Below are 19,994 nucleotides of genomic sequence, written 5' to 3'. Positions count from 1 at the left end.
CAGCTCAGCGCCACTGTCAGTGGCATCGCCTACGGTGGCGTCATGTCGGAGATCGTGTATGTCCGAGGTGACGCCACCGTGCCGTCGGCCAAGGGCGCCAAGGTGATCGCCCATGTCTGCAACGACATCGGCGGCTGGGGCAAGGGCTTCGTGCTCGCACTCTCGCGACGCTGGCCGGAGCCGGAGGCGGCGTACCGCGCCTGGCACCGCGACCGCGCGAAGAACGACTTCGGACTGGGGGCCGTCCAACTGGTACGGGCCGAGCCGTATGTCTGGGTGGCCAACATGATCGGCCGGCGTGGCATCCGGAGGGGGAGCAAGGGCGTCCCCGTCCGCTACGAGTCGATCGACACCGCCCTCGACCGCCTCTCCGGCGAAGTGATCGAACTGGGCGCGTCCGTGCACATGCCCCGCATAGGCTGCGGCCTGGCGGGCGGCACCTGGTCCCGCATAGAGCCGCTCATCACCGAGCGGCTGGTGAAGCGAGGGATCAAGGTGACGGTGTACGACCACGGAGAGGGCGGATGAGCTCACACACCCCTGCGACGGACGTCCTGGTGCTGGGCGGAGCGGGCGTGGACACGATCATCCACGTCCCCGAGCTGCCCCTTCCGTACGCCGACAGCTACATGATCGACTCCGGGATCCGCACCCGCGCCGGGCAGACCGGCGACTTCGTCGCGCTGAGCCTTGCCGCACTCGGCCTGCGCACCCACCACCTCGACCTGCTCGGCGACGACCCCGAGGGCGACCTCGTGCGGGCCCTGCACCGCGAGCACGGCATCGCACTGACCGCACTCCCGCAGCCCGCCGGTACCAAACGGGCGGTCAACCTCGTCGGCCCGGACGGCCGCCGCCTGTCCCTGTACGACACCAGCCGAGCCCGCCCCGACGACCGCTTCCCGCCGGAGCTGCTGCGCACGCTGGCCGGGGCGAGCCGCCATGTGCACGTGACCATCACCCAGCCCTGCGCCGAGGCGCTGCCGGTGCTCAGGGCGACGGGCGTACCCCTGTCCACGGATCTGCACGACTGGGACGGGGAGAACCCGTACCACGAGCCCTTCGCCCGGGCGGCGGACGTCGTCTTCCTGTCGGCCGCCGCCCTGACCGACACCGAGCGGACGATGCGGCGCATCGCCGAGCGGGGCAGGGCCGAGGTGGTCGTCGCCACCGCCGGAGCCGAGGGCGCGTATCTGCTGGCCGACGGCGAGCTGACCCGCCTGCCCGCGGCATTGCCGCCCGCGCCGGTGGTGGATTCCAACGGCGCGGGCGACGCCTTCGCCGCCGCGTTCCTCTACGGCCGCCTCACCGGAGAGCCGCCCGAGGCCTGCGCCCGCTACGGCGCGATAGCGGGCGCCTACGCCTGCACCGTCCCGGCCTCCCGAGCGGAGTCGATAGACCGGGACGAGCTGCTCAAACGGTCGGCGGAACCGAGACCCTGAACCGGCCGGACAACAGGGCCGGGCTCCTGCGCCGCCGGATGTCAGAGCCGAGTTCGTGCACCGGCCCTACAGCGAGGCCAGTCCCTGCACCAGCCGGATGTCAGAGCCGAGCCCGTGCGCCGACGGACGGCGGAGCCGAGCCCCTGCACCGGCCTGACAGCAGAGCCGAGGCGGCCCCGGACCGGTCCGGGTCAGTGGCCGCGGGCGTCGTGGATGTCGTTCGTCGCCTCGATCTTCTTCCACGACTTCGGCCGGGTCACCGACGTGTCCGCCTTCGCCAGGGAGGCGGTGCGTGCCGCGGGTGCGGCCGGCTTCGACGGCTGGAACAGCCAGGTGTCGAACAGCGCCGCGAGAGGCTTGCCGGACACCTGCTCGGCGTACTTCTGGAAGTCGGCCACCGAGGCGTTGCCGTACGCGTGCTCCTGCGGCCAGCCCTTCAGAACGCGGAAGAACGCGTCGTCACCGATCTCGTTGCGCAGCGCCTGGATGGCGAGCGCTCCACGGTCGTAGACGGCGAGGTCGAACTGGTCGTCCGGGCCCGGGTCGCCGGGCTTGACCGTCCAGAACGCGTCGTCGGCCGGATGGGAGGCGTACACGTAGTCGGCGAGTTCCTGCGTGGTGCCCTCGCCCTCGTGCTCCGACCACAGCCACTGCGCGTACCGGGCGAAGCCCTCGTTGATCCAGATGTCCTTCCAGCCCTTCAGCGACACGTCGTCGCCGTACCACTGGTGGGCCAGCTCGTGCACGACCACGGAGGTGTTGGAGCCGTTCGCGAACTGCTTCGGGCTGTAGTAGACGCGGGTCTGGGTCTCCAGCGCGTACCCGGTGGTGGTGTTCGGCACGTATCCGCCTGCGGTGCTGAACGGGTAGGGCCCGAAGTAGCCGCTGAGCCAGTCGACGATCTCCCCGGTGCGCTCCACGCTCGCCCGCGCGGCGCCGTCGTTGTCGCCGAGGTCCTTGCTGTAGGCGTTGACGACCGGCACTCCGCCGTCGGAGGTGCTGGTCGTGATGTCGAACCTGCCGATGGCGAGGGTGGCCAGATAGGTCGCCTGCGGCTTGTTCTGCCGCCAGTTGTAGCGGGTCCAGCCGAGCTTCGAACTGGTGGACTGGAGGGTGCCGTTGGAGAGGGCCTGGGTGCCGTCCGGCACGGCCACCGACACGTCGTAGGTGGCCTTGTCGCTCGGGTGGTCGTTGCTCGGGAACCACCACCAGGCCGCCTCGGGCTCGTCGGCCGCGACGGCGCCGTCGGGCGTGCGGTGCCAGGTGTTGAAGCCGTAGGCGCTCTTCGTCGACGGCACCCCGCTGTAGCGGACCACCACCGTGATCGGCGTGCCCTTGGCCAGTGGTGTCTTCGGCGTGATCACCAGCTCGTGCTGCCCGGAGGTGGTGAAGGCGGCCTTCGCGCCGTTGACCCGTACCTCGCTCACGTCCAGCAGGAAGTCCAGGTCGAAGCTGGACAGGTCCTGGGTGGTCCGCGCCAGGATCGTCGCCGTGCCCTGCAACTCGTCCGACTTCGGCTGGTACTGCAGCCTCAGGTCGTAGTGCGAGACGTCGTAGCCGCCGTTGCCGTAGTACGGGTAGTAGGGGTCGCCGATGCCCGGCGCGCCGGGGGAGAAGCTCGCGGCCGATGCCGGGATCGCCAGCAGAAGGGAGGCCGCCGCGAGTGCGCCCGGCGCGATGATTCTGCGGTGCACGTCAGCTCCAAGTCGTCTGGACTGCAAGTCCGTTCGGAAGATCCTTCGGGGAACGCTGTTCGGAGCCTATTCAGTCCCTGTGGCCCCTGCTCTGTCCATGGCCCCCGCTGTCACACGATCGCCATTCAGCCGTCACGTGCCCGCGGAGTGCCGCAAAGCCCCCTTCTGCAGCGGGAGTTCACCGGAGTACCGTCCGCGCATGCCGATTCGCATCCTCGTCCGCACGCGCTTCACGATCTGGAGAGCGCTCGCGACCGCGGTCGTCGCCATCCTGACGGCCGCCTTCCTCACCCCGTCCGCCGCTGCCACCGGCGGGAGCCGGGCCCCGCGCGAGAGCGGGCCCGTCTACTCCTACGCCCACGCCGTCCGCGAGTCCGTATGGGTGGACACGGGGCTCGACGAGGACGGCGACGGCCACGCCGACCGCGTCGCCGCCGACATCGTCCGGCCCGCCGAACCCGCCCGCCAGGGCCGCAAGGTGCCCGTCATCATGGACGCCAGCCCCTACTACTCCTGCTGCGGACGCGGCAACGAGAGCCAGGTCAAGACGTACGACGCGCAAGGCCACGTCGTGCAGATGCCGCTGTTCTACGACAACTACTTCGTGCCGCGCGGCTACGCGTTCGTCGGCGTCGACCTCGCCGGCACCAACCGCTCCGACGGCTGCGTCGACGTCGGCGGCCGCTCCGACGTCCAGTCCGCGAAGGCCGTCATCGACTGGCTGAACGGCCGCGCCAAGGCGTACACCAGCCGGACCGGGACGAAGACCGTCCGAGCGACCTGGACCAACGGCCGTACGGGCATGATCGGCAAGAGCTGGGACGCCACGATCGCCAACGGCGTCGCCGCCACCGGCGTGAAAGGCCTGAAGACCATCGTCCCGATCAGCGGCATCTCCTCCTGGTACGACTACTACTTCGCGCAGGGCGCCCCGCTGCACGACGGCGGCCCCGGCGAACTGGCCGGTTACGTCGAGAGCGACGCGGCGCACGCACACTGCGCCGCCGTACAGAAGAAACTCGCCGACGGCAGCCCCCGCAGCGGCGACTGGACCCCGCTGTGGACCGAGCGGGACTACGTCAAGGACGCGGCCAGGGTGCGCGCCAGCGTGTTCCTGGTGCACGGCATGCAGGACCTCAACGTCCGCACCAAGCACTTCGGCCAGTGGTGGGACGCGCTGGCGAAGCACGGCGTCGAGCGCAAGATCTGGCTCTCCCAGACCGGCCACGTCGACCCCTTCGACTACCGGCGCGGTGCCTGGGTGGACACCCTGCACCGCTGGTTCGACCATGAACTCCTCGGCTACGACAACGGCATCGACCGCGAGCCGATGGCCGACATCGAACGCCACCCCGACCAGTGGGTCACCTCCCGCGTCTGGCCCCCGGAGACCACCCGGACCACCGTTCTGCACCCGGCTCCCGGCACCCTGGCGGGCGTCGGCACGCTCGGCCTGCACCCGGCCACCGGCACCGAGACCATCACCGACGACCCGAAGCTGAGCGAGACCGACTGGGCGGCACACCTCACCACGCCGACTCCGGAGAAGACAGGCTTCCTCACCGCGCCGCTCAGCCACGACCTGCGCCTGTCCGGCTCGTCCAGCGTGACGGTGACCGCGACACCGACCACCACCTCGGCCCACCTGTCCGCCGTCCTGGTCGACCTCGGCCCGGACACCATCCGCGACTACGCCGACAGCGGCGAGGGCATCACCACCCTCACCAGCCGCACCTGCTGGGGCGAGAGCACGGCCGGGGACAGCGCCTGCTTCAAGGAGACGGCGGCCAGGACGGCCAAGGTCGACTACACCGTGTTCAGCCGCGGATGGGCCGATCTCGGCCACTACGCCTCGCTCGGCAAGGGCGTTCCGCTCACCCCGGGCAAGGCGTACACGATGACTCTTCGTCTCGCGGCCACCGACCACGTCGTTCCCAAGGGTCACCGGCTGGCCCTGATCATCGCGGGCACGGACAAGGACCTCATCGACCCGCCGTCCACCAGGCCCACCGTCACGGTGTCCCTGTCGGGTACGACGGCCGGGCTCCCGCTGGTCGGTGGGGCGCCGGCGTTCGCCCGGGCCACCGGTGGTACGACGGCCGTGGCTCCCGCCCCGGCACGGCTGACCGGCGTCCGCGCACCGCACGCCGCCCAGCACATACCGGCGAACTGACCGACGCCGGTCACCGCGTGGCTTGGGCCGTCCGGCGGCTGCGGCTCCGTTGTGGCCGGTCGCGCCCACGCGGCGGAGCCGCATATCGATACAGCCCCGCGCCCCTTTCGGGGTGCGTGGCTGCGGGCACCTTTCAGGCGGCCGGGAACGCCAACCCGGCCGCCTCCCGGGCACACCCCCACGCCACCGTGATCCCGGCGCCGCCATGGCCGTAGTTGTGCACCAGCACGCGGCCGTCCGGCAGCGGCTGCCGTTCCAGTCGTACCGCGTGCCTGGCCGGGCGCAGCCCCACCCGGTGGCCCAGCACCCGCGCCTGCGCGATCTCCGGGCGGACCGCCGCGCACCGGGCCACGATCGCCGCGGCGGTGGCCGGGTCCGGCTCCAGGGACCAGTCGTCCTCCTCCGCCGTACCACCGAGCAGCAGACCGCCCGGCTGCGGGATGAAGTACGTGGAGGCGGCGGAGGAGTGGTCGGGGGAATGGCCGACTGAGGTGAACCAGGTCGTGACTCCCGGGTTCTCCACGACCACCAGTTGTCCGCGCACGGGACGCACCGCCGGGTCCGGTACCAGCGAACGCGCGCCCAGACCCGCGCAGTTGACCACGATCGGTGCGGGCACCCCGGCGAGGTCGGTCACCTCGCGCGTCTCGACCACGCCTCCCGCCTTCGCGAGCCGCTCCCGCAGCCACGCCAGGTGCACCGGCATGTCGATCACCGGCAGCCGCGCCGCGAGACCGTCGGCCACCGCCCGCAGTCCCGGCACCCGGCCCGCCCAGGCGCCCAGTTCGTCCAGCCGGGTCCCCCGGTGTACGCCGTCGACCAGGCGTACGCCCGTCTCGTCCGGCCGGTCCGCCAACTCCTCGTACCCGGCGAGGGACTCGAGCGCCCACGCACCGGCCAGCGGCTCGGGTTCGATGCGGTACGGCCACCACAGACCGCCCGCGACCGCCGAGGTCGTACGTTCGGCGGGCTCCCGCGTCCATACCCGTACCCGGCGGCCGGACTCCGCCAGGGCCAGGGCCGTCGTCAGCCCGGCGACCCCGCTCCCGACCACGATCACTGCGTCACTCGGCTCGCTGTCCACGCCAGGACGATAGGCCCTGTCCGGACGACTCTGTCATGCTGCGCTCACATCCGTGCCGGTGTGGGGATACTCACAGCATGTCTGCCGCATACGCGACCTTCGACCTGGCACCGGCGATCCGCGCCGGCGGTGTGCTCGCCGACGGCGGCTACCAGGTCCACCGCGACTTCGTGGACTTCGTCGTCGACGGCCGTCCGCTGCTGTTCCGGCTCTCCGACCTGGACGCCGTCTCCCCGCTCGCCTCGGACATCCCGCCCGCCATCTTCACCGCGCAGGTGCGCGGACTGCTCCTGGAGGCCGAACCGCCGCTTCCCGACGGCCGGTTCGTCATCTACGGCTGTCCCGAGTGCGCGGACCTGGGCTGTGGGGCGGTCACCGCCGTCATCGAGCGCGACGGCGAGGACTACATCTGGCGGGACTTCGCCTGGCAGACGGACGAGCACGCCGACCTCGAACTGAACGGCTACCACGGCATAGGGCCGTTCCGCTTCCACGGCGCCGGGTACCGCGCCGCACTCGGCGCCCTGATGGAGCGCTCCGCCGCGCCCCGCCGGCGCGTGCTGCTCATCGGCGCCCGGGTCGCGGTCCTGGCCAAGCTTGCCGCCGCGCTGCGCACGATCGGCATCGGCGCCGACATCACCCAGGACGCCCGGGCCGTCCCCGCCGAGGAACTGCGCGGTTACGGCGCGGTCGCCTTCGGTCGTGCGGTCGGCGAGGAGGATCGCGCCGCCGTGGTGGAGGCCTTCGAGCGTGCGGGGGTCGACATCGCCCGGGTGGACGGCCTGGCCCCGATCGTGCCGCTGCTGGTCGCCCAGATCGAGCACGCCCTCGACCCCAGCCCGCTCCCGCAGCGCCGGCTCGTGGGGCTGGCCGCCGCCGACAGCACCGCGGACGTCGAGGTGACCTCGGCGTGCCGGGTACGGATCACCGCCTACCGCCTCGACCGGCTCTACCGCACCCACACCCGCGACGTGTTCGACGGCGTCCTGGAACCCGGCCGGCACCGCGTCGCACTGGACCCGAAGGCCGTCAAGGGGGAGGCGTACCTCGTCGCCCGCACGACGGGAGGCGCACTCGCGGCACCGGTCACCGACGGGAGGCGGAGCTGAGGCACAGGTCACCGGCCGCGGACGTGGCTGAGACGCAGGGATGGGCCGCCGGGGACGCGGGCTGGGACGCGGGGCTGGGCCACCGGGAAGCGGGGACTGGGACGCGGGGGTGGGGCCCACCAGGGAACAGGGGCGAGGCGCGGGGTGGGGCCCACCGGAAACGGGCGCTGAAGCGCGGGAGCGGGTCGACCCGGAAACGGAAGAGGCTGGGGCGCGGGAGCGGCCCGCCGGAAGCCGGGCTGAGACACGGGTGTCCGGCCCATTAGGATCGGCGTCCTGATGACTGCCACCCTCGTCGCCAAGAACCTCGCCGCCGGGCACGGCGACCGTTCCCTCTTCTCCGGGCTGGACCTCGTCGTCGCGCCCGGCGACGTGATCGGTCTCGTCGGTGCCAACGGCGCGGGCAAGTCCACCCTGCTGAAGCTGCTCGCCGGACTCACCGCGCCCGAAGAAGGCGAGCTGCGGCTGTCCCCGCCGACCGCCACCGTGGGTCATCTGCCGCAGGAGCCGGAGCGCAGGCCGGGCGAGACCGTCCGGGAGTTCCTGGCCCGTCGTACGGGTGTCGCCGAGGCCCAGCGCGTCATGGACGAGGCCACTCAGGCACTCATGGACGGGGCACCCGGCGCCGACGACGCCTACGCAACCGCCCTGGAGCGCTGGCTCGGCCTAGGCGGCGCCGATCTGGAGGAGCGCGCGGAGGAAACCGCCGACTCGCTCGGCCTCGCCGTGGACCTGGACCAGCCGATGACCGCGCTGTCCGGCGGCCAGGCGGCCCGCGCCGGACTCGCCTCGCTCCTGCTGTCCCGCTACGACGTCTTCCTCCTGGACGAGCCCACCAACGACCTCGACCTCGACGGCCTGGAGCGCCTGGAGCGCTTCGTCACCGGCCTGCGCGCCGGCACGGTCGTCGTCAGCCACGACCGCGAGTTCCTCACCCGCACGGTCACCAAGATCCTCGAACTCGACCTGGGCCAGCGGCAGATCAACCTCTACGGCGGCGGCTACGAGGCCTACCTGGAGGAGCGGGAGGTGTCCCGCCGGCACGCGCGCGAGGACTACGAGGAGTTCGCGGACAAGAAGGCCGCCCTCCAGGAGCGCGCGCAGATGCAGCGGGGCTGGATGGACAAGGGTGTGAAGAACGCCCGGCGCAAGGCAGGCAACGACAACGACAAGATCGGCCGCAAGTTCCGCAGTGAGGCCAGCGAGAAGCAGGCGGCCAAGGCGCGGCAGACCCAGCGCATGATCGAGCGCCTGGACGTGGTGGAGGAGCCGCGCAAGGAGTGGGAGCTGCGCATGGAGATCGCCGCCGCCCCGCGCTCCGGAGCGGTCGTGGCGACCCTGCGGGACGCCGAGGTCCGGCGCGGCGACTTCACCTTCGGCCCGGTGTCCCTGCAGATCGACTGGGCGGACCGGGTCGCGGTCACCGGGGCCAACGGTGCCGGCAAGTCCACCCTGCTGGGCGCGCTGCTCGGCCGTGTCCCGCTCGACTCGGGGCACGCGGCGCTCGGCTCGGGCGTCCTGGTCGGCGAGGTCGACCAGGCCCGCAAGCTCTTCCACGGCCCGGAGACCCTGCTGGACGCCTTCCACGCGGCCGTCCCCGACACCGAGCCGGTCGAGGTCCGCACCCTGCTCGCCAAGTTCGGCCTGAAGTCCGACCACGTGCTGCGCCCGGCCGCGACCCTCTCCCCGGGCGAACGCACCCGCGCCGCCCTCGCGTTGCTCCAAGGCAGGGGAGTGAACCTCCTCGTCCTGGACGAGCCGACGAACCACCTCGACCTGCCCGCCATCGAACAGCTGGAGTCCGCCCTCGACTCCTACGAGGGCACCCTGCTCCTGGTCACCCACGACCGGCGCATGCTGGACGCGGTCCGGGTGACCCGGCGGCTGGAGGTGGCGGACGGGAAGGTGACGGAGCGCTAGCGGCCGCTGGGTCAGCCCGTGGTGACGTCGACGTAGTCGCCGGAGGCCTTGGCCGGTCCGGTCGTGCCGGTCCCGGCGAAGCTCCAGCGCCAGTAGCCGTCCGCGGTGGCCGTCGCCGTGGTCTTGAGAGCGCCGTCGGTGCCGCTGGTCACCGTCTTCACGGTGGTGTACGTCGTGGTGCCGGCCTTCCGGAACTGCAGCTTCACCGACTGGCCCGCGTAGCCGCTGTAGGTGCCGCCCTTGCCCCAGTTGGCGCGGGTCAGCGCGCCCTTGACGGTGATCGTGGCGCCCGCGGCCACCGGCTCGGGGGAGGCGTCGACGGTCAGCTTGGCGGCACGCTTCATCAGGAAGGTGCCCGCGTTCTCCGTGTTGACGTAGTCGAAGTCGTTGGCGTCCACGGACGTCCAGATGTGCCAGGTACCGGCGTTGGCGTTGATGAGCATCGCGTTCGGGTCGATGGTGATGCTGGCGGTGCAGGTCGAGGTGGTGGTGCTCCCGGCGACCGGGGTACAGGTCAGCGGAGTGTCGGAACCGGGCCCGGCGGAGCCGTCGGGGTTGTCGAACGAGCCGTGATAGAGGAAGCCGTAGGCGTCCTTGATCCCCGAGTCGTCGCTCGCGCTGATGCTGAGTGTGACCGTCTTCTTCGTCATGGCGCCCAGCACGACCGGCTGGCCGCCGTTGACGACGGCCAGGAGGACGTGGGTGTCTCCTTCGCCGGAGTCGGCCTGGGCGGCCGTCACGGTGAGGGCCGACAGTGCCAGCGCGCCCGACAGCGCCGCAACGGTGGTACGTCTGAACATGTGTCCCCCGTAAGGATGAGTTTTCGCCCGGAAAGAGGGCAGAAGTTGAAACCGATCGAATAGTAGTGATCCGACCGATCTCTCAACAGACGTTTCCGTCAAGCCTTCTCGGCCGCACGCTGCACCCGCTCCCGGTGCGCCGCCCACGCGGCTTCGTCTCCGGGGGCCATGTTCGTTCCGTCCGGCCGCTGCCCCGTCGCACCGTCGATCAACTCCCGTACGATGTCGGCGTGTCCGGCGTGCCGCTGGGTCTCGGCGATCATGTGGGTGAGGCTGTGGTGCAGTGTCACCTCACTGCCCTCGTCCCCGGGTATCCGTCCGACCGCGTCCAGGGGCAGTGAGGCGATGGTCTCGTCGGAGTGCGCCCAGGCCGCGCGGTACCGGCCGACGATGTCCTCCCGGCTCTCGTCCGGCCGGGCCCACAGGTCGGCGTTGGGTTCCGCGTCCCCGGTGAGCCACAGGGGCGTTCCGTCCAAGGGCCGGCCGTAGGTCGCGCCGAAGTACAGGGCCTCGGCGCCGGTGAGGTGCTTGACCAGCCCCAGCAGATTGGTCCCCGTCGGGGTCACGGGACGCCGGACGTCGTACTCGGACAGGCCCTCCAGCTTCCACAGCAGGACATCGCGGGCGTCCTGCAGATACACCTGGAGGTCGTGCTTGGGATCCGTGACGGTCATGGGGCGAGTCTGACAGCCAGGTGATCACTGGGCATGTGGTTTGCGGGTCCGGGCCGGACGGTGTGACCCGCCCGGCCCGGACCCCCTTCTGTCAGCGCTTCTTCGGATCCAGCAGACCGGCCCGCCGCAACGCGTCGGCCATCGCGCTGTTGGCGGGCGGCGGGGCCTGGCGGCCGCCCCGGTCGCCGCCACGGTCGCCACCACGGCCCTCGCGCCGGCCCTGGCCGCCGCCCTGCCGCTGCTGGGGCGGCCGGGCGCCGCCGCGCTGCTGCCGGCCGCCGCCCTGTCCCTGCGGCGCGGCCTCTTCGTCCAGGCGCAGGGTCAGCGCGATCCGCTTGCGCGGGATGTCCACGTCGAGGACCTTCACCTTGACGATGTCACCCGGCTTGGCGACATCGCGCGGGTCCTTGACGAACGTCTTGGACATGGCCGACACATGCACCAGGCCGTCCTGGTGGACGCCGACGTCCACGAACGCGCCGAACGCGGCCACGTTCGTCACCACGCCCTCCAGGACCATCCCGGCGGACAGGTCGGAGATCTTCTCCACGCCCTCCTTGAAGGTCGCCGTCCTGAAGGCGGGACGCGGGTCGCGGCCCGGCTTCTCCAGCTCCTTCAGGATGTCCGTCACGGTCGGCAGACCGAACGTGTCGTCCACGAACTCGGTGGGCTTCAGCGAGCGCAGCACACCGGTGTTTCCGATGAGGGAGGCGACCTCCTGGCCGCTGGTCTTCACCATGCGGCGGACCACCGGGTAGGCCTCGGGGTGCACGCTGGACGCGTCCAGCGGGTCGTCGCCGCCGCGGATGCGCAGGAAGCCCGCGCACTGCTCGTACGCCTTCGGGCCGAGCCGCGCCACCTTCTTCAGCTCGGAGCGGGACTTGAACCGGCCGTTGGCGTCCCGGTGCGCCACGATGTTCTCGGCGAGACCGGAGGAGATGCCCGACACCCGCGACAGGAGCGGCACGGACGCGGTGTTGACGTCCACGCCGACGCCGTTCACACAGTCCTCCACGACCGCGTCCAGCGAGCGGGACAGCTTCACCTCGGACAGGTCGTGCTGGTACTGGCCGACGCCGATGGACTTCGGATCGATCTTCACCAGCTCGGCCAGCGGGTCCTGCAGCCGCCGGGCGATGGACACCGCGCCGCGCAGCGACACGTCCATGCCCGGCAGCTCCTGCGAGGCGTACTGCGAGGCCGAGTACACCGACGCCCCCGCCTCCGACACCATCACCTTGGTGAGCTTCAGCTCCGGGTGCCCGACGATCAGTTCGCCGGCGAGCTTGTCGGTCTCCCGGGAGGCCGTGCCGTTGCCGATCGCGATCAGCTCGACCGCGTGCTCCTTCGCGAGCCGGGCCAGCTTGGCGAGGGCCTCGTCCCACTTGTTGGCCGGGACGTGCGGATAGATCACGTCCGTGGCGACGACCTTGCCGGTGGCGTCGACCACGGCGACCTTCACGCCCGTACGGAAACCGGGGTCCAGGCCCAGCGTCGAGCGGGTGCCGGCCGGGGCTGCCAGCAGCAGGTCGCGCAGGTTGGCGGCGAAGACATCGACCGCCTCGTCCTCCGCGGCCGTCCGCAGTCGCAGCCGCAGGTCGATGCCGAGGTGGACGAGGATGCGGGTACGCCAGGCCCAGCGGACCGTGTCCGTCAGCCACTTGTCGGCGGGCCGGCCCCGGTCGGCGATCCCGAACCGGTTCGCGACGATGCCCTCGTACGAGGAGCGACCCTCCGTGGGCTCCTCCGGCTCCAGGGCGAGGTCCAGGACCTCCTCCTTCTCGCCGCGCAGCATCGCGAGGATCCGGTGCGAGGGCAGCTCGGTGAACGGCTCGGCGAAGTCGAAGTAGTCGGCGAACTTGGCGCCGGCCTCCTCCTTGCCCTCCCGCACCTTCGCGGCCAGCCGCCCGCGCACCCACATGCGCTCGCGCAGCTCGCCGATCAGGTCGGCGTCCTCCGAGAACCGCTCGGTGAGGATCGCCCGCGCGCCCTCCAGGGCGGCCTGCGGGTCGGCGACACCCTTGTCGGCGTCCACGAACGCGGCCGCGGCGGCGAGGGGCTCGACGGCCGGGTCGCCGAGCAGGCCCTCCGCCAGCGGCTCCAGGCCCGCCTCGCGCGCGATCTGCGCCTTGGTGCGCCGCTTGGGCTTGTACGGGAGGTAGATGTCCTCCAGGCGCGCCTTGGTCTCGGCGCCGCGGATGCGGGCCTCCAGCTCGTCGGTGAGCTTGCCCTGCTCGCGCACCGACTCCAGGATCGCGGTCCGCCGCTCCTCCAGCTCCCGCAGATAGCGCAGCCGCTCCTCGAGCGTGCGCAGCTGCGCGTCGTCGAGCATCTCGGTCGCTTCCTTGCGGTAGCGGGCGATGAAGGGCACCGTCGAACCGCCGTCGAGCAGTTCCACCGCGGCCTTCACCTGCCGCTCCCGTACGCCGAGTTCCTCGGCGATCCTGCCTTCGATGGATCCTGCTTCGATGGACCCGGGTGTCGTCACGATCCCGTACCGCCTTCTCCACTGAGGTTGCGCGGCAATTGTGGCAGGTGACACCGACAACCGGGGATCAGGGCGACATCCCGGCGGGCCGCCGGGCCGTTTCTCAGGCCCGGCTCCCGCCCGCGCCGGCCAAGGCCCCGCCGAACAGCCGGGCCACGGCCCTGAACGGCAGCGTGACCACGGTGGCGACGGCCCCGCCGACCTGGCGCGGTACGTCCGCGATGGCAGCGAACACGAAGATCTCCTCCCGTCGGCCGACTGGGGTCCGGGCGCCTCACCGACCGGCTCTCATCCCCCGCGCATGGCAGAAAAGGTGGGAATCACGTCATTGCGGCCACACTTTTTGGGGCGAAGAATCTGGGGCATGGCCCAGCGAACCGTTCTCTTCGTCCTCTTCGACGGCGTCCAGAGCCTCGACGTCACCGGGCCGCTCGAGGTGTTCGCGGGCGCCGAGCAGCACACGCCGGGCACGTATCGGATCCGTACTGCCTCCCTGGACGGCGGCCCGGTGCGCACGTCCAGCGGCCTGACCCTCGTACCGGACGAGGCGCTCACCGCCGCCACCGACCCGCACACCCTGCTGGTGCCCGGCGGCGAGGGCACGCGCCACCCCGACCCCCGGCTGGTCGACTGGCTGCGTGCCCGCGGACCGCGTGTCCCGCGCCTGGTCTCGGTGTGCACGGGCGCCATCCTGGTGGCCGCCGCCAATCTCCTGGACGGCCGCCGGGCGACGACCCACTGGGCCTACTGCGACAAGCTCGCCCGCGACCACCCGGCCGTCGTCGTGGACCCGGAGCCCATCTTCGTCCGGGACGGGCACGTCGCCACCTCGGCCGGGGTGACCTCCGGCATCGACCTGGCCCTCGCCCTGGTCGAGGAGGACCTGGACCGGGACGTCGCGCTCGCCGTCGCCCGGCACCTGGTGGTCTTCCTGCGCCGGCCCGGCAACCAGGCGCAGTTCAGCGCTCAGCTCGCGGCGCAGACCGCGCAGCGCGCACCGCTGCGGGAGGTGCAGCGATGGATCACCGAGCATCCGGCGGGTGACCTGACGGTCGAGGCGCTCGCCGCCCGCGCCCGCCTTTCACCGCGCCACTTCGCGCGCGCCTTCCGCGAGGAGACCGGCACGACCCCCGGCCGCTACGTCGACAGGGTCCGCCTGGAACACGCCCGCCGTCTGCTGGAGGACACACCCGACAACATCGAGGAGGTCGCCCGCGCCAGCGGCTACGGCACCCCCGAGGCCATGCGCCGCGCCTTCGTCAAGGCCCTCGGCACGGCCCCCGCCGAGTACCGCCGCCGCTTCCGCCCGGCCACGGCCCACTGAGCCCGCCATCGCCGACGGCCGCTCACGACCGGTGTCCTCCCGTGGAGCCGGCCACTGACGCATGCCGACGACAGCGATCGCCCACAGACCCCGGCCACTGACGGACGACGGCGAGTGCCCACAGACCGCGGCCACCGAGGATCCGCGGCCCGCCCGCAACGCCGCTTCGACCACCGAAGGGACACACCATGCAGATCGCCATGCTCGTGTACGACCGTTTCACCGCCCTGGACGTCGTGGGCCCCTACGAGATCCTCAGCCGGCTCCCCGACGCGCGGGTCGACTTCGTCGCCGAGCAGCCCGGACCCGTCCGCACCGACACCGGCTTCCTCGCCCTCACGGCGGACAAGGCCCTCGACGAGGTGCCCCGCCCCGACATCGTCGTCGTGTCCGGCGGTCCCGGCACCATGGACCAGCTGAAGAACCCGGCCCTGCTGGACTGGCTGCGCGCCGCCGACGCGACGAGCACCTGGACGACCTCCGTCTGCTCCGGCTCTCTGCTGCTCGCCGCCGCCGGACTGCTCCGAGGCCGCCGGGCCACCAGCCACTGGGTGGCCCTGGACCTGCTGAAGGAGTTCGGCGCCGAACCGACGGGCGAGCGGGTCGTGACCGACGGCAAGTACGTCACCGCCGCCGGGGTCTCCTCCGGCATCGACATGGCCCTGACCCTGTCCGGGCGGATCGCGGGCGACGAACACGCCCAGGCCGTCCAACTGCTGACGGAGTACGACCCCCAGCCGCCGTATGACGCGGGTTCCCCGCAGAAGGCGCCCGCGCACCTCGTCGAGGAGTTCCGCGCGGGCAGCCGGTTCAGCCTGACGTAGACACGCTCCAGGTGAAGCGCGGCTGCCGGCGCTCCAGGAACGCGGCGACCCCCTCCGCGGTGTCGGGGTTGCCGCGGGCCGCCCGCGTCCAATGGGCGTCCCGGTCGGTACGGCCGCTCGTGAACTCCTTCGCGGCGGCCTGGGTGAGCTGCGAGCGGGACACCAGGACCCGAGCCAACTCCGCGACCCGCTTGCCCAGTTCGCCCTCCGGCAGCACCTCGTCCACCAGCCCGGTGGTCAGCGCCCGGCCGGTGTCGATCAACTCGGCCGTGAACAACAGGTACTTGGCGGTGGCCGGACCCACCAGCGAGACCAGGCGGCGGGTCGAGGAGGCCGGGTACACGATGCCGAGCCGTGCCGGAGTCACCCCGAACAGCGCGCCCTCCTCCGCCAGGCGGAGATCGCAGGCCGCGGCGAGCTGTGCCCCGCCGCCCACACAGTGCCCGCGCACGGCGGCCACGGTCGGCTTGGGGAACGCGGCGAGCGCCTCCTCTGCGGCCACGGCGAGCCGCTGTGCCTCTTCCGGGGAGCCCTGGAGCGTGCTGATGTCCGCGCCCGCGCAGAAGGTCCCGCCCTCGCCCGTGAGCACCAGCGCCCGTACGCCGGGGTCGCGCGCCAACTCGTCCAGCAGCGGCGGCAGGGCCCGCCACATCGCGGCGGTCATGGCGTTGCGCTTGGCCGGATTGCCGATGACGACGGTGGCGACAGCGCCTTCGATGCGGTGCGACAGCTGGGGCTCCATGCGCGGATCGTATCGGGGGGTCCGACTGGCACGGAGGGTGCGGGTCGGCGGACGCGTGCGTTACTAAACCCGCCCAATGGGGACAAAGAGGGAGGGGGTGGTGTACGGCGTGGACCGAGGAGGCGGCGATGGCCAGGGCCGGCACACGCAGAGACAGCGCGACGAAACTCCACCGCGGCTTCAGCTGGCTCACCGCACTCGGCGTGCTCCTCGTGCTCGCCGGTATCGTCGGGCTCATCTACACCGCGGCCGCCACGCTCACCTCGATGCTGCTGTTCGGCTGGCTGCTGCTGATCGGCGGGATCGTCGGCCTGCTGCACGCGATCCAGGCCCGCGGCACCAGCTTCTTCTGGCTCGGTGTCGTCGTCGCGGCCCTGAACATCGCGGCCGGCATCGTCGTCATCCGCCTGCCGCACGCCACGGCCGCCGCGCTCACCATGTTCGCCGCGCTGCTGTTTCTCTCCGCGGGCTTCTTCCGGCTGGTCGGCGGCCTGGTCGTGCGCGGACCGCAGCTGGGCTGGACGCTCCTGCTCGGCGCTTTCGACCTGTTGCTCGGGATCCTGGTCCTCGGTTCCTGGCCGAGCAGCAGCCAGTACGTCATCGGCGCCTTCTTCTCGCTCGCCCTGCTCTTCGACGGCCTCGGCCTCGTGGCCACCGGGTACGGTGGGCGCCGTATCGTCGGTCTCGTCTCGGAACAGGGGCAGGCCAAACCCCTACGACCCGACTAGTTCGCGAACCGGCGTCCGGGCGACAGGAACAGTCCCACACGTGACCGTGTCATACGCACTCGGTCAAAAACCGTTCGATACCCGCTGACTTGTGTTCAGTCCTGCGGACCGCAGCGGATCGTTACCAACACTCGACGTGTGGTGACAATCGAGCGCGAGGGTGGCGACCGGACGATGGACAACCACGGGCGCGGGGACGGGCCGCGCCCAGCGTGGGGCGCCGAGCGGCCGCCCGATCCACTGCCGTACGAAGGCGTCTGGCGGTTCACCGCCGCCGCGGTGGACGCCTCGGTCCCGCAGGCCCGGCACGCCGTACGGGACCTGCTGCTGCGCCAGGGCGTGCCGGTCTCCGACGAGCTGGTGTACGGCCTGCTGCTGATCGTCTCCGAGCTGGTCACCAACGCGGTACGGCACGCGGCGCTGCTGTCGCCGATGCTGGCCGTGGAGGTCGCCGTCGGGGCCGAGTGGGTGCGGGTGTCCGTGGAGGACAACCACCCCTACCGCCCGACCGCCCTGGAGGCCGACCACGGCCAGACCGGTGGCCGGGGCCTGCTGCTGGTCCGCGAGGTGGCGCGGGAGGCCGGCGGGACGGTCGACGTGGAGCACACCGCGAGCGGCGGCAAGGTCATCTGGGCCGCCCTCCCACTCAAGCCCACGGCGCTGCCGTAGAACAGCCTCGACGGCACAGGCCCGCGAGACGCCGTGACCCCGAGGCCGACGGGGCTGCCGAACGGGAGCCCCGCGAGAGTGCGTGGCCCCGAGCCCGACGAGACTTTCCTGGCGCTGCAGGCCCGGAGACTGCCGCCGCACTCCAGGTCCGCGAGGCTGCCGCGGTCCGCGCCGGTCGGCGAGACTGTCGGAGTCCTGGAGGCCCGGAGACTGCCGCCGCACTCCAGGTCCGCGAGACCGTCATGGCCCGCGCTGTTCGGCGAGACTGCTGAACCGGCAGGTCCGCCTGCGCCGTCGTGGCGCTCCAGGCCCGTCGTCGCCGACTTGGCGCTGCGGGCCCGCGAGACTGCCGTGGCGCCCGCCGGTCGGCGGGGGACTGCTGAACTCCAGGCCCGCCGGCGCCGTCCTAGTGTGGAACACCCGTCGACGCCGTCGTAGTGCCGCATACCCGCCTACGCCGGCGTGGCGCCGCAGGCGGGGTCACCAGCCCGTGGACTGGCCCGTCAGTTCCCTGATCGCCGGGCGGGCCGCGTCGAGGACGGTCATGAACCAGGCCGAGAAAAGGTCGCGGGCGTGCCGGTCGGCCAGTTCGGCGGCCGTGACGAAAGCGGTCTGGGCGACCTCTTCCGGGTCCGGCGCGAGCGGCGCCTGCACCAGGCCGACGAACAGGTGGTTGTACTCCTGCTCGACCAGGCCCGAGGCCGGGTCCGGGTGGTTGTAGCGGACCGTACCCGCCTCCGCCAGCAGTGACGGGGACACGCCGAGCTCCTCGAACGTGCGCCGGGCCGCGGCGGAGAACGGAGCCTCGCTCGGGTACGGGTGGCCGCAGCAGGTGTTGGACCACACACCGGGGGAGTGGTACTTGCCGAGCGCCCGCTGCTGGAGCAGCAGCCGGCCCTGCTCGTCGAAGAGGAACACCGAGAACGCGCGGTGCAGCTGTCCCGGCGGCTGGTGGGCGGCGAGCTTCTCCGCCGTGCCGATCGTCACACCCTTCTCGTCGACCAGTTCCAGCAAAATCGCCTCTGTGGTGCCATTCGACGAGCTGTGCGTCGCGGTGGCAGGTGTGATCGGCATACCCATCCTTCGCCTCGGTCTTCGCACCCCAAGTCTGCCGTACGAATCCGGCACTCCCGGCACTTCCCCACACGTCCGCGCGCGGCGCGCCCGGAAGGCGGACCCGGTAGATCATCGTGCCCGGTCAGGAGATCACGGAACCGTCCGGGTCGGGTGCCGAACGCGTGTCCGGCTCCGTCAGTGGCACAGCCGCGCCTCGTGCTCCGCGTGCCCGCTCGGCTCCAGCTGGAAGGTGCAGTGCGCCACGTCGAAGTGGTCGCCGAGGCAGCCCTGCAGCTCGTGCAGCAGCTTCTCGTGGCCGATGGCGCTGAGCACGTCCGAGCTGACCACCACATGGGCCGACAGGACCGGCATTCCGGAGGTGATCGTCCACGCGTGCAGGTCGTGTACGTCCTCCACGCCGTCCAGTGCCAGGATGTGCGCCCGCACCTCGGCCATGTCGACGTTCTTCGGGGCCGCCTCCAGCAGCACGTCCAGTGTCTCGCGCAGCAGCTTCAGCGTCCTCGGCACGATCATCACGCCGATGACCAGCGAGGCGACCGGGTCGGCGCCCTGCCACCCTGTGGTCAGGATCACCGCCGCCGAGACCAGCACCGCGAACGAGCCCAGCGCGTCGGCGGCGACCTCCAGGAAGGCGCCGCGCACGTTCAGGCTCTCCTTCTGCCCGCGCATCAGCAGGGTCAGCGAGATCGAGTTCGCCACCAGGCCGATCAGACCGAACACGACCATCAGGCCGCCCCGGGTCTCCGCGGGCGTCACGAACCGCTCGATCGCCTCGTACAGGACATAGCCGCCGACCCCGAGCAGCAGCACACAGTTGGCCAGGGCGGCGAGGATCTCGGCGCGGGCGTAACCGAAGGTGCGGTTGGTGCTCGGCGGGCGGTTGGCGAAGTGGATCGCGAGCAGGGCCATGACGAGTCCCACCGCGTCGGTCGCCATGTGCGCCGCGTCCGCGATCAGCGCCAGAGAGTCCGCGGCCAGGCCGCCGACGATCTCCACGACCATGATCGTGAGCGTGATGCCCAGCGCGATCCGCAGCCGGCCCCGGTACGCCGCCGCGGCCGTGCCCGTGGGCGGCGCATGGCTGTGTGCGTGCCCGTGGTCGTGCCCTGCCCCCATGACATCCGCCCTTCCGTATCCGTCCGGCAGGGCCAGTGAACTACGGGTGGGGGGTATGGGGCAACGCGGCATTGAACACCGTTGTCATGTGCCCTGACCTGCGGAAACGTTACGCAGGTCAGGGTGGGTG

18 protein-coding genes are annotated in these 19,994 nt (G+C 71.7%); 9 read left to right on the top strand and 9 right to left on the bottom strand.

The features are described 5' to 3' along the window. The first annotated feature begins 42 nt into the window (after positions 1-42). Both ACWGJ5_RS33550 and ACWGJ5_RS33545 read left to right on the top strand, forming a co-directional pair. The gene (locus ACWGJ5_RS33550) at positions 43-528 is read left to right on the top strand and encodes a macro domain-containing protein (protein WP_453313386.1); all 486 of its coding nucleotides are present in this window, start codon (positions 43-45) and stop codon (positions 526-528) included. Continuing rightward, positions 525-1,442 carry an adenosine kinase gene (locus ACWGJ5_RS33545; protein WP_453313385.1) on the top strand — a complete coding sequence of 306 codons (918 nt, stop codon included), beginning with the start codon at positions 525-527 and terminating at the stop codon, positions 1,440-1,442. Before ACWGJ5_RS33550 ends, ACWGJ5_RS33545 begins: the two co-directional genes overlap by 4 nt. Before the next feature lie 191 nt (positions 1,443-1,633). Here the strand turns inward: ACWGJ5_RS33545 and ACWGJ5_RS33540 are convergent, their stop codons facing one another. Continuing rightward, positions 1,634-3,136: a M1 family metallopeptidase gene (locus ACWGJ5_RS33540; RefSeq protein ID WP_453313384.1), complete on the bottom strand. Its 1,503-nt coding sequence runs from the start codon at positions 3,134-3,136 to the stop codon at positions 1,634-1,636. Between the two features lie 199 nt (positions 3,137-3,335). Here ACWGJ5_RS33540 and ACWGJ5_RS33535 point away from each other — a divergent pair, with 199 nt between their 5' ends. After that, entirely contained in the window at positions 3,336-5,309 is a 1,974-nt protein-coding gene (locus tag ACWGJ5_RS33535) for a Xaa-Pro dipeptidyl-peptidase (RefSeq protein WP_453313383.1), read from the top strand. 133 nt (positions 5,310-5,442) lie between these two features. Here the strand turns inward: ACWGJ5_RS33535 and ACWGJ5_RS33530 are convergent, their stop codons facing one another. Then, entirely contained in the window at positions 5,443-6,369 is a 927-nt protein-coding gene (locus tag ACWGJ5_RS33530) for an FAD-dependent oxidoreductase (protein WP_453313430.1), read from the bottom strand. 101 nt (positions 6,370-6,470) lie between these two features. On the opposite strand from ACWGJ5_RS33530, the gene ACWGJ5_RS33525 reads away from it, so the two are divergent. Together ACWGJ5_RS33525 and ACWGJ5_RS33520 are read left to right on the top strand one after the other, a co-directional pair. Then, positions 6,471-7,502, top strand: a complete 1,032-nt coding sequence (locus ACWGJ5_RS33525; RefSeq protein WP_453313382.1) for an oxidoreductase — start codon at positions 6,471-6,473, stop codon at positions 7,500-7,502. A 279-nt stretch (positions 7,503-7,781) separates the two neighbouring features. Beyond that, positions 7,782-9,422: an ABC-F family ATP-binding cassette domain-containing protein gene (locus tag ACWGJ5_RS33520; RefSeq protein ID WP_453313381.1), complete on the top strand. Its 1,641-nt coding sequence runs from the start codon at positions 7,782-7,784 to the stop codon at positions 9,420-9,422. Between the two features lie 11 nt (positions 9,423-9,433). On the opposite strand, the gene ACWGJ5_RS33515 is transcribed toward ACWGJ5_RS33520, so the two are convergent. The 4 genes from ACWGJ5_RS33515 to ACWGJ5_RS33500 all read right to left on the bottom strand — a co-directional run bounded on the left by ACWGJ5_RS33515 (position 9,434) and on the right by ACWGJ5_RS33500 (position 13,619). Continuing rightward, complete coding sequence (locus ACWGJ5_RS33515) at positions 9,434-10,222, bottom strand: calcium-binding protein (RefSeq protein WP_453313380.1); 789 nt, start codon at positions 10,220-10,222, stop codon at positions 9,434-9,436. 98 nt (positions 10,223-10,320) lie between these two features. Next, complete coding sequence (locus ACWGJ5_RS33510) at positions 10,321-10,896, bottom strand: DinB family protein (protein ID WP_453313379.1); 576 nt, start codon at positions 10,894-10,896, stop codon at positions 10,321-10,323. Between the two features lie 91 nt (positions 10,897-10,987). Then, positions 10,988-13,384, bottom strand: coding sequence for a Tex family protein (locus tag ACWGJ5_RS33505; protein ID WP_453313378.1), 2,397 nt, complete (start codon positions 13,382-13,384; stop codon positions 10,988-10,990). 103 nt (positions 13,385-13,487) lie between these two features. Then, entirely contained in the window at positions 13,488-13,619 is a 132-nt protein-coding gene (locus ACWGJ5_RS33500; RefSeq protein ID WP_453313377.1) for an LPFR motif small protein, read from the bottom strand. A 129-nt stretch (positions 13,620-13,748) separates the two neighbouring features. Between ACWGJ5_RS33500 and ACWGJ5_RS33495 the strand changes: the two genes are divergently transcribed. Then, positions 13,749-14,708: a GlxA family transcriptional regulator gene (locus tag ACWGJ5_RS33495; RefSeq protein WP_453313376.1), complete on the top strand. Its 960-nt coding sequence runs from the start codon at positions 13,749-13,751 to the stop codon at positions 14,706-14,708. Positions 14,709-14,896: 188 nt separating this feature from the next. Continuing rightward, positions 14,897-15,532, top strand: a complete 636-nt coding sequence (locus ACWGJ5_RS33490; protein ID WP_453313375.1) for a DJ-1/PfpI family protein — start codon at positions 14,897-14,899, stop codon at positions 15,530-15,532. Here ACWGJ5_RS33490 and ACWGJ5_RS33485 read toward each other — a convergent pair. Then, the gene (locus ACWGJ5_RS33485) at positions 15,519-16,274 is read right to left on the bottom strand and encodes an enoyl-CoA hydratase/isomerase family protein (protein ID WP_453313374.1); all 756 of its coding nucleotides are present in this window, start codon (positions 16,272-16,274) and stop codon (positions 15,519-15,521) included. The genes ACWGJ5_RS33490 and ACWGJ5_RS33485 overlap by 14 nt on opposite strands. A gap of 128 nt (positions 16,275-16,402) precedes the next feature. Between ACWGJ5_RS33485 and ACWGJ5_RS33480 the strand changes: the two genes are divergently transcribed. Then, on the top strand, positions 16,403-17,002 hold the full coding sequence (locus tag ACWGJ5_RS33480; RefSeq protein WP_453313373.1) for an HdeD family acid-resistance protein: 600 nt from the start codon (positions 16,403-16,405) through the stop codon (positions 17,000-17,002). A gap of 174 nt (positions 17,003-17,176) precedes the next feature. Then, positions 17,177-17,671 (top strand): ATP-binding protein, encoded by a 495-nt coding sequence (locus ACWGJ5_RS33475; protein ID WP_453313429.1) that lies wholly within the window; start codon positions 17,177-17,179, stop codon positions 17,669-17,671. Between the two features lie 480 nt (positions 17,672-18,151). On the opposite strand, the gene idi is transcribed toward ACWGJ5_RS33475, so the two are convergent. After that, entirely contained in the window at positions 18,152-18,745 is a 594-nt protein-coding gene (idi, locus tag ACWGJ5_RS33470) for an isopentenyl-diphosphate Delta-isomerase (protein WP_453313372.1), read from the bottom strand. A 177-nt stretch (positions 18,746-18,922) separates the two neighbouring features. Continuing rightward, entirely contained in the window at positions 18,923-19,864 is a 942-nt protein-coding gene (locus tag ACWGJ5_RS33465; RefSeq protein WP_453313371.1) for a cation diffusion facilitator family transporter, read from the bottom strand. Positions 19,865-19,994: the final 130 nt, after the last annotated feature.

This window comes from Streptomyces sp. NPDC054783, from assembly GCF_053611725.1.
The sequence above is the reverse complement of the archived record's forward strand: the minus strand, read 5'-3'. Positions and strand labels throughout refer to the sequence as shown.

Bases quoted from the DNA above. Each gene is read 5' to 3' on its own strand.
- ACWGJ5_RS33550 (WP_453313386.1), top strand. From the start codon at position 43: ATGTCGGAGATCGTGTATGTCCGAGGTGACGCCACCGTGCCGTCGGCC.
- ACWGJ5_RS33545 (WP_453313385.1), top strand. From the start codon at position 525: ATGAGCTCACACACCCCTGCGACGGACGTCCTGGTGCTGGGCGGAGCG.
- ACWGJ5_RS33535 (WP_453313383.1), top strand. From the start codon at position 3,336: ATGCCGATTCGCATCCTCGTCCGCACGCGCTTCACGATCTGGAGAGCG.
- ACWGJ5_RS33525 (WP_453313382.1), top strand. From the start codon at position 6,471: ATGTCTGCCGCATACGCGACCTTCGACCTGGCACCGGCGATCCGCGCC.
- ACWGJ5_RS33520 (WP_453313381.1), top strand. From the start codon at position 7,782: ATGACTGCCACCCTCGTCGCCAAGAACCTCGCCGCCGGGCACGGCGAC.
- ACWGJ5_RS33515 (WP_453313380.1), bottom strand. From the start codon at position 10,222: ATGTTCAGACGTACCACCGTTGCGGCGCTGTCGGGCGCGCTGGCACTG.
- ACWGJ5_RS33510 (WP_453313379.1), bottom strand. From the start codon at position 10,896: ATGACCGTCACGGATCCCAAGCACGACCTCCAGGTGTATCTGCAGGAC.
- ACWGJ5_RS33495 (WP_453313376.1), top strand. From the start codon at position 13,749: ATGGCCCAGCGAACCGTTCTCTTCGTCCTCTTCGACGGCGTCCAGAGC.
- ACWGJ5_RS33490 (WP_453313375.1), top strand. From the start codon at position 14,897: ATGCAGATCGCCATGCTCGTGTACGACCGTTTCACCGCCCTGGACGTC.
- ACWGJ5_RS33485 (WP_453313374.1), bottom strand. From the start codon at position 16,274: ATGGAGCCCCAGCTGTCGCACCGCATCGAAGGCGCTGTCGCCACCGTC.
- ACWGJ5_RS33480 (WP_453313373.1), top strand. From the start codon at position 16,403: ATGGCCAGGGCCGGCACACGCAGAGACAGCGCGACGAAACTCCACCGC.
- ACWGJ5_RS33475 (WP_453313429.1), top strand. From the start codon at position 17,177: ATGGACAACCACGGGCGCGGGGACGGGCCGCGCCCAGCGTGGGGCGCC.
- idi (WP_453313372.1), bottom strand. From the start codon at position 18,745: ATGCCGATCACACCTGCCACCGCGACGCACAGCTCGTCGAATGGCACC.
- ACWGJ5_RS33465 (WP_453313371.1), bottom strand. From the start codon at position 19,864: ATGGGGGCAGGGCACGACCACGGGCACGCACACAGCCATGCGCCGCCC.